General features: G+C 57.4%; 14 protein-coding genes. 10 read left to right on the top strand and 4 right to left on the bottom strand.

Features of this window, described 5'->3' with window-relative positions; all coding sequences use genetic code 11:
* Positions 1-24 precede the first annotated feature (24 nt).
* Positions 25-612, bottom strand: a complete 588-nt coding sequence (locus B9A13_RS06255) for a manganese efflux pump MntP (RefSeq protein WP_084234242.1) — start codon at positions 610-612, stop codon at positions 25-27.
* A 180-nt stretch (positions 613-792) separates the two neighbouring features.
* Here B9A13_RS06255 and B9A13_RS06250 point away from each other — a divergent pair, with 180 nt between their 5' ends.
* From B9A13_RS06250 to mnmE, 7 genes are all read left to right on the top strand, one after another.
* A complete protein-coding gene (locus tag B9A13_RS06250; protein WP_084234240.1) occupies positions 793-1248 on the top strand; it encodes a nucleoside deaminase in 456 nt (151 codons plus the stop codon).
* Between the two features lie 340 nt (positions 1249-1588).
* Positions 1589-2458 carry an epoxyqueuosine reductase gene (locus B9A13_RS06245; protein ID WP_084234238.1) on the top strand — a complete coding sequence of 290 codons (870 nt, stop codon included), beginning with the start codon at positions 1589-1591 and terminating at the stop codon, positions 2456-2458.
* A 116-nt stretch (positions 2459-2574) separates the two neighbouring features.
* On the top strand, positions 2575-2988 hold the full coding sequence (locus tag B9A13_RS06240) for a CBS domain-containing protein (RefSeq protein WP_242942801.1): 414 nt from the start codon (positions 2575-2577) through the stop codon (positions 2986-2988).
* A 663-nt stretch (positions 2989-3651) separates the two neighbouring features.
* Positions 3652-3918 carry a 30S ribosomal protein S15 gene (rpsO, locus tag B9A13_RS06230; protein WP_084234234.1) on the top strand — a complete coding sequence of 89 codons (267 nt, stop codon included), beginning with the start codon at positions 3652-3654 and terminating at the stop codon, positions 3916-3918.
* Between the two features lie 340 nt (positions 3919-4258).
* Positions 4259-6385, top strand: a complete 2127-nt coding sequence (locus tag B9A13_RS06225) for a polyribonucleotide nucleotidyltransferase (RefSeq protein ID WP_084234232.1) — start codon at positions 4259-4261, stop codon at positions 6383-6385.
* An 80-nt stretch (positions 6386-6465) separates the two neighbouring features.
* A complete protein-coding gene (locus B9A13_RS06220) occupies positions 6466-7725 on the top strand; it encodes a M16 family metallopeptidase (protein ID WP_084234230.1) in 1260 nt (419 codons plus the stop codon).
* Positions 7726-7758: 33 nt separating this feature from the next.
* A complete protein-coding gene (gene mnmE, locus B9A13_RS06215) occupies positions 7759-9129 on the top strand; it encodes a tRNA uridine-5-carboxymethylaminomethyl(34) synthesis GTPase MnmE (protein ID WP_084234228.1) in 1371 nt (456 codons plus the stop codon).
* Between the two features lie 247 nt (positions 9130-9376).
* Here the strand turns inward: mnmE and B9A13_RS06210 are convergent, their stop codons facing one another.
* Positions 9377-10066 carry an SGNH/GDSL hydrolase family protein gene (locus B9A13_RS06210; RefSeq protein WP_084234227.1) on the bottom strand — a complete coding sequence of 230 codons (690 nt, stop codon included), beginning with the start codon at positions 10064-10066 and terminating at the stop codon, positions 9377-9379.
* A 193-nt stretch (positions 10067-10259) separates the two neighbouring features.
* Here B9A13_RS06210 and B9A13_RS06205 point away from each other — a divergent pair, with 193 nt between their 5' ends.
* Positions 10260-10841 (top strand): DUF1836 domain-containing protein, encoded by a 582-nt coding sequence (locus tag B9A13_RS06205; protein WP_084234225.1) that lies wholly within the window; start codon positions 10260-10262, stop codon positions 10839-10841.
* Positions 10841-11713, top strand: a complete 873-nt coding sequence (locus tag B9A13_RS06200; protein ID WP_084234224.1) for a DegV family protein — start codon at positions 10841-10843, stop codon at positions 11711-11713. Before B9A13_RS06205 ends, B9A13_RS06200 begins: the two co-directional genes overlap by 1 nt.
* A gap of 123 nt (positions 11714-11836) precedes the next feature.
* Here the strand turns inward: B9A13_RS06200 and B9A13_RS06195 are convergent, their stop codons facing one another.
* A complete protein-coding gene (locus tag B9A13_RS06195) occupies positions 11837-12274 on the bottom strand; it encodes a hypothetical protein (protein WP_084234222.1) in 438 nt (145 codons plus the stop codon).
* Positions 12275-12472: 198 nt separating this feature from the next.
* Between B9A13_RS06195 and prmA the strand changes: the two genes are divergently transcribed.
* Positions 12473-13444, top strand: a complete 972-nt coding sequence (gene prmA / locus B9A13_RS06190; protein WP_242942800.1) for a 50S ribosomal protein L11 methyltransferase — start codon at positions 12473-12475, stop codon at positions 13442-13444.
* Positions 13445-13561: 117 nt separating this feature from the next.
* On the opposite strand, the gene B9A13_RS06185 is transcribed toward prmA, so the two are convergent.
* Positions 13562-14626, bottom strand: coding sequence for a branched-chain amino acid aminotransferase (locus B9A13_RS06185; protein WP_084234220.1), 1065 nt, complete (start codon positions 14624-14626; stop codon positions 13562-13564).
* Positions 14627-14697 lie beyond the last annotated feature (71 nt).

Raw genomic sequence — 14697 nt, 5'->3', positions numbered from 1 at the left:
TCTTTTAATACGGCGGACATGATATTACCCTATAAGGTTTTCCAGCAGGATTTTCACCCCGATGAGGATCAGCACAGCGCCCCCGATAATCTCCGCCCGGGTTTGGAACAGGGTGCCCAGGCGCTTTCCCAGAAGCCCTCCCGCGGTGGAAAGAGCAAACGCCACGATGCCTATGACGGAAGAGGCATATGCTATATTTACGTTTATAAACGCCAGGCTTACTCCCACCACCAGCGCGTCGATGCTGGTGGCGACGCCCAGAGCCGTAAGCCGCAGATGGGTTACTGCGGGCTGGGCGTCGGAGGTTTTGCAGGAAGGGTCTTTTTTGACTGCCTCCCCGATCATCCGGATCCCGATGTAGGCAAGAAGGGCAAAGGCGACATATGATCCGTACGCCTCCACATACCGGCTTACGCTCTGACCCAGAAACCACCCGATCAAAGTCATGCCGGACTGAAAGATGCCGAAATAGACGCCCATGAGAAGCGCGTGCCTGGGTAGGAAATTTCTTGCGCACATTCCCGTGGAGACCGATACCGCGAAGGCGTCCATGGCAAGCGCCACCGCGATGAGAAAAATAGCCAGCAAGTTTTCCACCGCCCTGTAGCCCATTTGAAATTCGCCCTATCCCCGTGTGCGGATATGGCGTCGCAGCCGGATAGTTGAAATAAATGGCCGGATGCGCCAAGATGGAAGCATAAAATTTGCATTGCAGGTATAATACCATAAATCGGGGTCCGGGGCAAGAAAAACTCCCGGTTTCCGCGGCGGGTAAGCAAAGGGAGAATGGGTATGCAGCATGAAGCGTATATGATGGAAGCGCTGGAACTGGCGAAAGAGGCGGCCATGGAGGGCGAAGTGCCGGTGGGCTGCGTCGTCGTCGTGGGGGACGCCGTTGTGGGAAGAGGGCGCAACCGCCGGGAGGAGTCGAAAAACGCCCTGGCCCACGCCGAGGTGGAGGCGATTGACGAGGCCTGCCGCGCTCTGGGCGGCTGGCGCCTTTCCGGAGCCAGACTCTATGTCACCCTGGAACCCTGCCCCATGTGTGCCGGAGCGATCATCAACGCCCGGATTCCAAAGGTCTATTTCGGCGCCAGAGATCCCAAGGCGGGTGCCTGCGGCAGCGTCCTCAATCTCTTCGAGGAGGGGTTCAATCACCGGCCGGAACTGGTGGGAGGGATTTTGGAAGCGGAATGCGCAGATCTGCTTACCGGCTTTTTCCGCGGACTGCGGAAAAGCGAAAACTGAGGAAACGGCCGGGTATATTTATAAAAAAGTTTAAAATACTTGAATATTTAAAACATTTGTAACATTTGGCGCTATATTTGTTAATAAAACCTTGGTAGTATAATACTTGCAAGAGACAAAACTTCTTTTCATCCTATCTTCCGACCCAAAGAATAAAAGAACAGGTTGCGACCTGTTCTTTTATTCTTTTTGCTGATATACGGAAAACAAATACGATCTTGTTTCATTTGTTGTATCGACATTTTTATTGAAATCTGATTTGAACCGCAGGGATGTCCGCTTTTTCGCAAGATAAGAGTATGGTATACTGCTTATAACGGCGGGAAAAGGGGGAAGAGGCATGCCCGATCTGGAGGGATATCTGAAGATCTGGGGCGCGGCGCAGAGCGGCGCCGTTGCGGCGTCCCGCCTTTTTGAACAAATGAGCCCCCGGGCGAGGGAAAGAGCGGAAGAGCTCTGCCCCGGCCTGGCGGGGGTTCTTGTGGGAGCCTTCCCCTATTACGCGGGAGAAAGAGAAGGGAATCTTTCTCTGTATTCCCGGGGAGAGGATTATCATATCGCGGTGAAACGGCTGCTGGCGGAAGCGGGAGCCGCCCTCCGGAGGGAATATCCCCGCAGCCGGTTCGTGCCTTTGGTGGACGCGTCCCCCCTGCCGGAAGTCCGGGCGGCGGAACTTGCGGGGATCGGCCTTGTGGGGGAGCATGGGCTTATCATCTGCCCCCCCTATGGTTCCTATGTCTTTCTGGGATGTATTCTGACGGATCTGCCCCTGGAAACCCCGGGCCGGAAGAGCCCGCCCTGTATCCGCTGCGGCAGGTGCGCGGAGGCTTGTCCATCCGGTGCCCTGCGCTGGAGAGACGGCGCGGCGGTATTTGATTCGGCGCTGTGTCTTTCCGGCGTGAGCCAGCGGAAGGGAGCCCTGACGCCGGAAGAAGAGCGGCGGCTGAAAACACTGCCCACCGTCTGGGGCTGCGATCTGTGTCAGAACGCCTGCCCCTATAACGCCTCCCCCGCCGTAACGGCGATTGACGCTCTGGCCGGCAGAACGGAGACGGCCCCGTATCTTGCGGATCTGCAGAGGGAAGCTTTGGAAGGCCTGCCGGAAAAGGCGTTCCGGGAAAAGTACAGAAACCGCGCGTTTTCCTGGCACGGAAAATCCCCTCTGATCCGCAATCTCGGACTGCATAAGGAATGGGAACATAAGGCATAATACAAGCAGGAGTCGGCGGAAAGCCCTCCGGAAAAAACGGACCGGAAAGGGGAGAATATCCCGCCCCGCGGCAGATCCGCCGCGGACGGGAAGCTTGTATGCAGGTCGGAGATTTGATGAACAGCAACGTAATCTCGGTTTCGCCGGAGGAGAGTGCCGCATTTGCCTCCCGCCTCTTGAGCCGGCACAACATCGGCGCGCTGCCCGTCTGCTCGCCGGACGGCAAACTCAGGGGGATCGTGACCGACCGGGACATTGTTCTCCGCTGCGTGGCCGCGGAAAACAACCCGGAGCAGACGCCGGTGCGGGAGATCATGAGCCGGACGGTCATTTCCGTGGAGCCGGAGGACGACGTTCGCGCGGCGACCCGCCTCATGGCCGAAGAGCAGGTGCGCCGCCTGCCGGTGGTGCACGGCGGCCGGGTAGTGGGAATGGTTTCCCTGGGGGATATGGCCAAAAACCAGAAATTCGACATGGAAGCCGCGAAAGCCCTTTCGGAGATTTCCTCCAACATCAAGCGGCGGATCTGAGGCCGGCAAGCAAAGCGGACTCGGATATCACCGTCAGGTTCCGCGGCCGAAACCCGCAGCAGCCGGAATAAAATGCCTTAAGGGAAATCGCTTCCCGCGGGGCAAACGTTTCGCACCTTTCAAAAGGCGCGGCTCTTCCCCCGTTTCCGCGGAAAAACAGGTTTTCCCGCGGAATAAGCAAAACGCCCGCCATTCGGCGGGCGTTTTGCTTCGGGCGAAACCGCAATGGGTTCCGCCCCTCTTCCTCGCAGTACAACAGGCCGCGCTATTGCACGGCCCGTACCGCTAAGAAAAGAACTTCTTTGCATATGAAAGTGTATCAGGATTCGACATTTTTTGCAAGAAATGATTCATATAAAAATTGACGGAATTGCATGAAAAAGTTGTGCATGGTGTACAGTGCACGCAACTATGTGCGCAATACGGAGACACACGGCCTTCATACGCGTACAAAATGCGGTTTTCCTGCCTGAACCTGGCGGAGGATCCGCATAACAATAATTTTTCTTTACATTATAAATGAAATGTGGTAAACTTTAGCGGCATGAAAACCAAAATGCAGGCCCCGCAGCTTGGCTCCGAGGACTAACCCGACTTCGTCGGGATTTCACCGGCCCGGAACTCAGCCGCGTATGGGCAATAAACAGGAAAGGTGGATACCCCATGCTTCTCAAGGAACAAAAGACAGCCATTATCGACGCAAACCGCACCCATCCCTCCGACACCGGGTCGCCCGAAGTGCAGATTGCCATTCTGACGGAACGGATTACCCAGCTCACGGAGCATCTGAAGGTGCACAAAAAGGACAATCATTCTCGCCGCGGGCTTCTCAAGATGGTGGGCAAGCGCAGATCGCTTCTGGATTATCTGGCGAAAAAGGACATCAACCGCTACAGAGAATGCATCGCCAAGCTTGGAATCAGAAAGTAATCGGAGATCGGAAGTTTTCAGGAAACAGATAACTGCCGGGCGGGAGAATCCTTCGGGTTTTCTCCGCCCGGCGGAAAGACGCCTGGGGATCCGCTTTCCCGGCGGGGCGTCCCGGACGGATCCCGCGAAGAAGGAGGCATCCCCGGAAGAAAACGGGGAGAACTTCTCCGGATGCCAGTGGCGGTGTGAAGATACACCGCCATTTACATAATGTAAGCCAAACGACATAACATAAGAGCGCAGGTCGGCCGGTTAGCAGTTGAAAGCGTACCTGAAACCCCTCAGATGCGGTTTCAAATGCTAAAAGGTTTGACAAGCTCTGAAGGAAAAGGAGAAAAGAATGAAAGTAACGAATAAAGAGTTTTCAAACCTGAGAGTCTACAAGACGGAACTGGCCGGCCGTCCCCTGGTGATCGAAACCGGGAAGATGGCGGAACTGGCGAACGGCTCCTGCCTCGTCCGCTACGGGGAAACCGTAGTGCTGGTGGCGGCTACCGCTTCGGCCAAACCCCGTGACGGGATCGACTTCTTCCCCCTCTCCGTGGACTTCGAGGAAAAGCTTTACTCGGTGGGCCGGATTCCCGGTTCCTTCCTGCGCAGGGAAGGGCGCCCCTCCGAAAAGGGCGTTCTGGCCGCCCGCCTCATTGACAGGCCCATCCGGCCTCTCTTCCCCGGCGATTTCCGCAACGACGTGGTCATCACCGCCACCATTATGTCCGTGGACCATGACAATTCACCTGAGATTGCCGCGATGATCGGCACTTCCATTGCCCTGTCCATTTCCGATATCCCCTGGAGCGGCCCTATCGGCTGCCTGAACGTGGGATATGTGGACGGGCAGATCGTTTTTAATCCCACCAGCGAGCAGAGGAAGGTTTCCCAGATGGCCGTGACCATCGCCGCCACCAGAAACAAGGTGGTCATGATCGAGGCGGGTGCGAAGGAGATTCCGGAGAACATCCTGTTTGACGGGATCTGCAAAGCCCATGAGGAAATCAAAAAGCAGATTGCTTTCATTGATGGTATCGTGGCCGAAATCGGCAAAGCGAAATTCGAATATCCCCACGCGGACTTTGATGCGGCACTCTATAACGATCTTAAGGAATACGCTCTTGACAAGGTCAAGGCCTGCATGGACACCGACGACAAGAACGTCCGGGAAGAGCGCCTCAACGGTTTGAGGGGCGACCTGGAGGAACACTTCGGGGAAAAATACCCCGAAATGGGCAAATACCTGGAGGAATGCCTTTACCGGCTCCAGAAGGATGTGGTCAAGCACTGGCTGCTGGAGGGCAAACGGGTGGACGGCCGTTCCAAAGACGAGATCCGGCCTCTGGCCGCCGAGGTGGGACTTCTGCCCAGGGCTCACGGCTCCGCCATGTTCACCAGGGGCCAGACCCAGGTGCTCACCTCCGTGACCCTCAACACCCTCAGCGCCGCCCAGAAGCTGGATACCATATTTGAAGAAGAATCCAAGCGCTACATGCATCACTATAACTTCCCCGCCTTCTCCGTGGGCGAGGCCCGGGGCAGCAGGAGCACCAACCGCCGAGAGATTGGCCACGGCGCCCTGGCCGAGCGGGCCCTGGAGCCCGTGATTCCTCCCGAGGAGGATTTCCCCTATGCCATCCGCCTGGTCTCCGAGGTGCTCTCCTCCAACGGTTCTACCTCCCAGGGCTCCGTCTGCGCTTCCACTCTGGCCCTTATGGACGCGGGCGTTCCCATTAAAAAGCCGGTGGCCGGCATCTCCTGCGGCCTTATTCAGGACGGGGACACCTTCACCACCTTTATCGACATCCAGGGAGTGGAGGATTTCCACGGGGAGATGGACTTCAAGGTGGCCGGCACAAAGGACGGCATTACTGCCATCCAGATGGACCTGAAAAACGACGGGCTTACCGCCGCCATCATCAAGGAGGCCCTGGAACTGACCCGTGAGGCCCGCATCGATATCCTGGACAAGGTCATGCTGCCCTGCATCGCAAAGCCCAGGGAGCAGCTTTCCAAGTACGCCCCCAGAATGATCAAGATGAAGATCGACGTGGACAAGATCCGCGAGGTCATCGGCTCCGGCGGCAAGGTCATCCAGAAGATCGTCGCCGAGACGGGCGCCAAGATCGATATCGAGGACGACGGCACCATCTATATCGCCGCGGCGGACGAGACCGCCTGCATGGAGGCGAAAAAGAGCATCGAGGCCATTGTCTTCGTCCCGGAAGTGGGAACGCTCTATTACGGCAAAGTGGTCCGCATCATGAACTTCGGCGCTTTTGTGGAGCTGGCTCCCGGAAAGGACGGCCTGGTTCACATCTCCAAGCTTGCGGAAAAGCGGGTGGAGAAGGTGGAGGACGTGGTCAAGATCGGCGATATGATTTGGGTCAAGGTGACGGATATCGACGAAAAGGGGCGCGTAAACCTCTCCCACAAGGATGCCCTTCGTGAAATAGCCGCCAAGGGCGAGAAATAATAACAGGACGAAAAATAGCGGGGGCGGGCGCAAGCCCGTCCCCGTTCCGGTATGACGACAGAAACCGGGAAAGGAAACCGATGCAGGACAGGATTGAAAAGATAACCCTCCCCAACGGGGTGCGCATCGTGTTCGAGCGCCTGCCCTATGTGCGCTCCGCCTCCGTGGGCGTCTGGGTGAAGTCCGGCTCCAGGCACGAGCGCCCCTCTGAGAGCGGGGTTTCCCATTTTATCGAGCACATGGTGTTCAAGGGGACGCCTCGCCGCACCGCCGCGGAGCTGGCGGAGCTCACCGACAGCGTGGGCGGGCAGCTCAACGCATTTACCACCAAGGAATACACCTGCTTTTACGCCCGGGTGCTGGACTCCCATATGGACCAGGCGCTGGACGCCCTGTGCGATCTCTTTTTCAACGCCCGCTTTGACGATGCGGACGTGGCCACCGAACTGGGGGTTATCCTGGAAGAGATCAGCATGTATGAGGACTCCCCCGAGGACCTGGTGATGGAGCGGCTGTTTGCTGCCGTATACCGGGGAACCTCCGTGGGAAGGCCGATCCTGGGCCGTCCTCAGGTGCTCCGCCGCCAGACGGGGGAATCCCTGAAGCGGTATATGAAGGAAAACTACGGTCCCAAAGAGACGGTGATTGCCCTGTCGGGCAGCTTTTCCGACAAGGATGTGGAATATCTGAAGGCCCAGTTCGCGGGGATGGAGGGAAAATCCCGGCGGCTGGGAAAGCCGGTGGTTTACCGCCCCGCCTTCACCGTCCGTCGCAAGTCGATCGAGCAGAACCACGTTGAGATAGCCTTCCCCGGCATTCCCTTCAACAGCCCGGAGCGGTATGCCATGCAGCTGCTCAGCAGCATTCTGGGCGGCGGCGTTTCCTCCCGCCTGTTTCAGTCGGTCCGGGAAAAGGAAGGCCTGTGCTATTCCGTCTATACCTTCGGCGCGGGGCACGAGGACACTGGGGTTTTTGGGATCTATACCGCCCTGGGAAGGGAAACGGAGCGGCAGGCGCTGGAACTGATTTCCCGGGAAGTACGCCGTTTTGCCAGTGAGGGCGTGACGGATGCCGAGCTCCTCCGGGCAAGGGAGCAGGTCAAGGCCAATGTCCTCATGGGGATGGAGTCCACCGCCGCCCGGATGAACCATCTGGCGAGATCGGAGCTCTATTTGGAAAAACACCTGGGCGAAGAGGAAATTATCGCGGCGTACGACGCGGTGACCCCGGAGCAGATCCGGGCCCTTGCCGCCAGAACCTTTGATTTTGAACGCATTTCCCTCTCTGCGGTGGGTCGAGTGCGCACCGCGGAAGAATACCGGCAGATTCTGCTGTCGTAGAAGGACAAGGGCAGCCTGAAAGGAGGAGAACCCATGTCGGATACCATTGCGGCCCTCGCCACCGGAAGGACCGCCGCGGCTATTGGCATCGTGCGGATCAGCGGGGACGGAGCCGTCCCGGCCGCCGCCGCCGTGTTTTCTCCCCGGAACGGACGGCCGCTGGAACAGGCGGAAAACCATAAAATGATTTTGGGTTCTCTCCGAAGCAGGGGCGGTATGGTTATCGATCAGGCTCTCGCCGTGGTGTCCAGAGGCCCCGGAAGCTATACCGGAGAGGATTGCGTGGAATTTCACTGCCACGGCTCGCCGGTGGTGCTCGCCGAGTGCCTGGAGGCCTTGTTTGAGCGGGGAGTGCGCCAGGCGCGGGCCGGCGAGTTTACCCAGCGCGCCTTTTTAAACGGCAGGATGGACCTGGTCCAGGCCGAGGCGGTGGCCGATCTCATGGAAGCGGAGACGGCGGAAGCGGCCGCAAACGCGGCTGGACAGCTGGCGGGCGCCGTAAGCGGCCGGGTAAACGGGGTGTATGAAACCCTTCTGGATATGGCGGCCCATGTCCAGGCCGTGGTGGATTATCCGGACGAGGAACTGGTTCCCGTGGAAGTGGAAAAGATGGAAGAGCAGCTCGATCATTCCTCCCTCGTTCTTCGCCGCTTGCTTCAGAGCGGCCGGCGGGGCCGCATTCTGCGCTATGGGATTCCCTGTGTCCTGCTGGGAAGGCCCAATACGGGAAAATCCTCTTTGCTCAACGCGATCTTGGGTTACGACCGGGCCATTGTGACCCCTTTTGCGGGTACCACCCGCGATACCGTTGTGGAGCGGGTGAAGCTGGGCGGCATTCTGCTCCGTCTTGCGGACACCGCCGGAATCCGGGAGTCGGAGGATCCGGTGGAGCGGCTGGGCGTTGAAAGGACCAGATCGGCGGCCAGGGAGGCGGAGCTTGCCCTCCTGGTGCTGGAAGGGTCGGAACCCCTGGCGAAGGACGACTGGGAGGCCATGGATCAGGCGGCGGCCGCCAAATATTCCGTCGCCGTCATCAATAAATCCGACCTTCCTGCAAAATTGGAAAAAGGCGAAATCCAGCGCCGCTTCACCCGGGTCTGCGAGGTGAGCGCCCTCACCGGGGAGGGACTAGGCCAACTGGAGGATATTGTCCGGCAGCTGTTTGCGGACCGGACTCCCTGCGAAACCGGGGAAATCCTCACCAACGCCCGCCAGGGGGAGGCGGTGTCCCGCGCCTTGAAGAGCCTGGAGTCGGCGTTAAAGGCCCTTCGCGGCGGTCTTACGCCCGACACTGTGCTCATGGATGTGGAGGAGGGCCTTGCCGCCCTGGGAGAACTTACCGGCAGAACCGTTCAAAGCGATATGGTGGACAGGATCTTTGAGCGATTCTGCGTCGGGAAATAGGGAAGAGCTCCCGGCGCAGTCCGGAATTCCCGCCCGATGATTAAAATTGCTCTTTCTTCAAGCTGAAATAAGAAGAAGCCTGTGCGGATGGTTTTTCCGCATAGGCTCCTTTTGTCATATAATGCTATTATCCAATCAAAAGATTAAACAAGACGTATGGTTGCCCCCCGCCGGAGGCGGGGGGGCAGCCATACTGTTTCACTTGTTGTGTCAACATTTTTATTGAATTCTAATATAAGAATATGATTTACGCGGGACCGTACTGCTTCACGTATCCTTCCACCACTTCCGCGATGAGGGCGTGCCCCTCCGCGTTGGGATGGATGCCGTCCTCGCAGATATACTGAAGGCAGTTTCTGCTCTCCAGAAACACCTTCCGGATATCGATGAGGGGGAGCCCCAGCCGGTACGCCATCTGGCAGACGGCGGAATTGTACATTTCGTGCCAGCGGTAGATGTGGCCCACGTCTCCCAGCCAGTGCAGAATGTTTTCCGCGTTCAGCTCCCGGGAGATTCGCGCAAAGTACCGTTCCGGGTCGACGGGAGGCAGGGAAAAGAGCACGGGACGGCTGCCCTGGCGCGATACCTCGTCGATGATCTCGAGATAGGTCTTTTCAAATACGGGAAGAGGCGTCCTGCAATAATGTTCCCGGTCGGGATGCCGGGATACGTCCGTCCAGTCGAAATCGCAGTCGTTTCCCCCGAATTCCAGGGCGGTGTACGGATAGCCGCCCAGTTCCAGAGCGTGCTTTTTGATCAGATCACGGCCCTTAAGAATGGTGCAGCCGTATTTGGAGAAATTGTCCACCCGGACCTGGAGCTCCTGTTCCACGGTGCTGGCGAAACAGGCCTTCAGAAACCGGTATCTGCCCGCGGCTGTGTCGAATATGACGCCCCGGGCAACGGAATCGCCGAACAGACAGATGGGAGAGACCATGGACAATCCGCCTCCTTCGCTGTCAGTGTACCTTGCGTGCGGGATTTTGTCAAGAGAGATATAGTATACAATATTATATTATACGATAATGTAAATTATAAAACGTTATTTACAAGAACGGTACATATGTGATAATATAGGTGAAGCGGGACAGAATACAGAAAACTAGTCTGAATAAATCGGAGGGACTTTTATGAAGGAACTTTCTGACGTCAAGGAGCAGATTAAGCGGCAAAGGCCTGCCGATTGGGATAACCTTCCGGATATCGGCCTGTATATGGATCAGGTGACCACCTATATGACCCGCCAGGGGTCGATTTTCTGCATAGACGGACTGACCCCCGCGATGGTGAACAACTATATCAAATTCGGGCTCATGCCCCGGGCGGATGGGAAAAAGTACAGCCGCGCCCATCTTGCGTATCTGATGGAAATTTGCATCCTGAAGCAGGTGCTCAGCGTCCGGGATATTGCTCTCCTGCTGGAAGAGGGTACGAAAAACGGGGACCTCCGGGCATTTTACGAGGGATTTCTCGAATCGCTGGATGAATCCCTGGGAACAGCTGCCGACGGGATCGAGGAGCAGTGGGACATACCCCGCCTGGCGGAGGAGGCGGTCACCACCGCCGTGGCCAGTTGCGCGCTGAAAATCGTCAGCGAAAGGCTGCTGGCGATCGTACGGGAAAAGAGGGACGCGGAGGCGTCCTCCGGTACAGGAACAAATGATTCGAATATAGAAAAACAGCGGTCTAAAAAACGTAAGGGAGAAAAGTAATGAACCAATTTGCTATCATGACGGATTCCTGCTGCGACCTTCCGGCCCAGATGGCCGGGGAGATGGATCTCTGTGTGCTGCCCCTTGCGGTTGAGCTGGACGGGAAAACCTATTACAATTACCTGGACGGGCGGGACATATCCTCTTCCGAATTTTATAAGCAGCTCCGGGCGGAAAAACGAGCCGTCACTTCGGCCGTAAGCATGGGGTCCTACATGGATGCGATGAAGCCTCTGTTGAATGCGGGACAGGATATTCTCTGCCTCTCCTTTTCCTCTGCTCTCAGCAATACCTACAGTGCGGCCAAGATGGCCGCCCAGGAGCTTTCCCTGCAGTATCCGGACAGGACGATTCTGGTATCGGACACTTTGAGCGCTTCTCTGGGGCAGGGCCTGCTTATATGGTTGGCTGCGAAGGAGCGGAGTAAAGGGTACGGCGTCCGGGAGGTTTTTCGCTGGGTAGAGGAAAACAAGCTTCGTATCTGCCACTGGTTTACGGTGGACGATCTGAATCATCTCAAGCGGGGAGGCAGGATCTCCGGGGCTGCGGCCTTTTTCGGCACCATGATGCATATTAAGCCGGTCATGCATGTGGACAGCGAAGGGCGGCTGGTTCCGGTAAGCAAGGCCAGGGGGCGTAAAGCGGCTTTGGGAGCCCTGATGGCGGAAATGGAAAAGACGGCCCAAAATCCCTCTGAGCAGACGGTGTTCATCAGTCACGGGGACTGCCTGGAGGATGCCCGGACTCTTGCGGACATGATCCGGGAGAAAATGCAGGTTGAGGAGTTTGTCATCAACCCCGTAGGCCCGGTGATCGGTTCTCACTCCGGACCCAATACCCTGGCCCTCTTTTTCCTGGGCAGCAGCAGGTAAGCCGGCGAAGAAAGAGCTCGTTTCTGCTTTATCCTTGTTGAATAAAGCCGCAGTATGGTTGTTCCCCCGCCGGAGGCGGGGGAACAACCATACTTGTTTCATCTATTTAATCTGGAAATAGTATCAGCTGAGATACTTCTTCATCCGCTCGATGTTTCCCTGCTCCGTATTCACCAGATTTTCCGCCAGAGAACGGACCTTTGGATCTCCCGGGCCATAGTGGTTTAAGGCCTTGGTCATTTCCGTGATGCCCATGGTGCTTCCCTGGATCATCATGTTTGCCAGATGGGAGGTTTCCCGGTTTGCCAGGGTGTTGAGATGAATGGAGGCCATAATTCCCATTTTCGCCGGGAGGGAGGCCGCCTCGGGGCACTGGCCCAGGGTTTTCAGCTGCTCCTCCGCCTGATTCTGGATTTCCTGATACTGCTGGTACTGGGTCTTCAGATCGCTGCGGAACTCCGGGTTTTTCACCTTGGGAAGCAGCGTCCGGATGCTGTCGCAGCCGATATCGGCCCCGTGATACACGCCGCAGAGAAGAGCCGCTTCGTTATTGAAATTCATAATCGGATATTGTCTCCTTTCCGTGATTGTAAATGCGGTATTAATTTACCCAAAATGGCGCAAATTACTTGTCCGTCGGAAGAAAAGCTCCGGAAAGGAAAAAACGGCGCGGCGCCGTATGTGAAAACGGAAACGGATTGTGATACAATAAGCTTTGCCCGGTGGAAGGCCGGATAGGATAAAAAAGGAGGACATACCGTGTCCGAATGGCTGGAAGTGACCGTTGAGATGTTTCCATATGGACTGATTCCCGTGGGGGAGCTGCTGGAGGACGCCGGGGTATCCGGATATGTCATAGAAGACGAAGAGGATTTCAGGCGGTTTCTGGAAGAGAACCGGCAGTACTGGGACTATGTGGACCCGGAGCTGCTGGAACAGAAGCGGGGCAAATGCTGCCTGAAATTCTATGTGACCGGCGACGGGGACGGCCGAGCCCTTTTGTCCAGGGTGCGCCGGGAGCTTGCCCTTCTGCCTGAAAAACTGGAAGTGGATCCCGGCACCCTGACGGTCTCCTGGGAAACCGTCAGGGAGGAGGACTGGGCGAACAACTGGAAGCGGTACTATAAGCCCCTCCCCGTGGGCAGGCGGCTGCGGATCGTCCCGGCCTGGGAGAATACGCAGCCGGAAGAGGGCCGCATTTCCGTCGTATTGAATCCCGGCCTGACCTTCGGCACGGGCATGCATCCTTCCACGAAGCTCTGCCTGCAGTTTCTGGAGGAAACCGTGACGGGCGGAGAGCGGGTGCTGGATCTGGGCTGCGGCAGCGGGATCCTGTCCATAGCCGCGCTCCTTCTGGGAGCCGGTACCGCCTCGGCCTGGGATATCGATCCCAAGGCTCCGGATGTGGCCTGTGAAAACGCCGGGTTAAACGGCATCGGCCGGGACAGGTACTCCGCCTTTTCCGGGGATGTGCTGAAAAATCCGGGTCTCTTGGGCGAAACGGATATAAAAGGGTATAACATCGTGCTGGCGAACATCGTTGCCGATGTGATCCTGGCCCTTTCTCCCCGGGTGGAAGACTGGCTGGCGGACCGCGGCGCGTTCATCTGTTCCGGGATTATCGACACCCGTGCCCATGAGGTGGAGGCGGCTTTGACGCAAAACGGCTTCCGGTGGGAAAAGCGGGAAATGGAAGGCTGGGCGGCCTACCTGGTTCGAAAGGCCGAATAAAGGAGTTCCGTCGCATAAATTTAAAAGCTGTCTCGGAATGCCGCCGGCATTCCGAGACAGCTTTTAAAATCAGATGGATTCGGGCAGAATCAAATGGATGGTGTCCGGTGCAGGCTTTTACAGAGGCAGCACCCATCCGAAGGGATCGGGCACCTTGCCCCACTGTATCCCGGTGAGGGTGTCGTAAAGCCGCTGGGACAGAGGGCCGATCTTGCCGCCGGAAACGATCACCCGGCGCCCGTCCCAGTCCATTTCCCCGATGGGGGAGATGACGGCTGCGGTCCCGCTGCCAAAAGCCTCCTCGAGAGCGCCGGATTCGCCCGCTGCGAAAAGCTCCACCGCCGTGATTTTCCGCTCGGTAACCGGAACGCCCCAGCTGCGCAGCAGCTGGATACAGGAGTCCCGGGTGATGCCCGCGAGAATGCTGCCGGAGAGCGGCGGTGTGACCACCTCGCCGTTAATTTTAAACAGCACGTTCATCGTGCCGACTTCCTCGATGTACTTGCGCTCCACGCCGTCCAGCCAGAGGACCTGGGTAAAGCCCTTTTGACCCGCGCGCTCGGCTGCGCGGATGGTGGCGGCGTAGTTGCCCCCGGTCTTGGCAAAGCCCGTCCCGCCCCGGACGGCCCGGACATCTTCGGTTTCCACAAAGATCTTCACCGGATTGATCCCCTCTGGATAATAGGATCCCACAGGGCATAAAATGACAGCGAAAAGATAGGTGTGGGACGAATGAACGCCCACGGTGGGATCGGTGGCGATAATAAAAGGACGGATGTATAAGGAGGTTCCCTCTTTGGAAGGGACCCAGCTCTCGTCCAGCCGTACCAGCTGGCAGATGGCTTCCAGGGCCAGATCCTCATCCAGCGTCGGGATGCACAGCCTCTGGGCGGAGGTGTTCAGCCTGCGGATGTTATCCCGGGGCCGGAAGAGCTGGACCTTCCCGTCGGCCCGCCGGTAGGCCTTCAATCCCTCGAAAATCTCCTGGGCATAGTGAAATACCATGGCGGAAGGCTCCAGCGGAATGGGGCCGTAGGGTACGATCCGGGGATCATACCATCCCTTTCCGTCCGCATAGTTCATTAAAAACATGTGATCGGTAAAACTGACCCCGAATTTTACGGTATCCGGATTCGGTTTTTCCTTGAGCGTTTTGGCCCGCTCCACCCGGATGGTTTCCATGCAGCTTCCTCCCCTTGACTTTCATTGTGCCTGATAAATTATAATACATCATTATAGCAACATCCGGATGG

The organism is Papillibacter cinnamivorans DSM 12816, from assembly GCF_900176335.1.
Classification (GTDB): Bacteria; Bacillota; Clostridia; order Oscillospirales; family Oscillospiraceae; genus Papillibacter; species Papillibacter cinnamivorans.
This window is presented reverse-complemented; position numbering and strand designations above follow the sequence as displayed.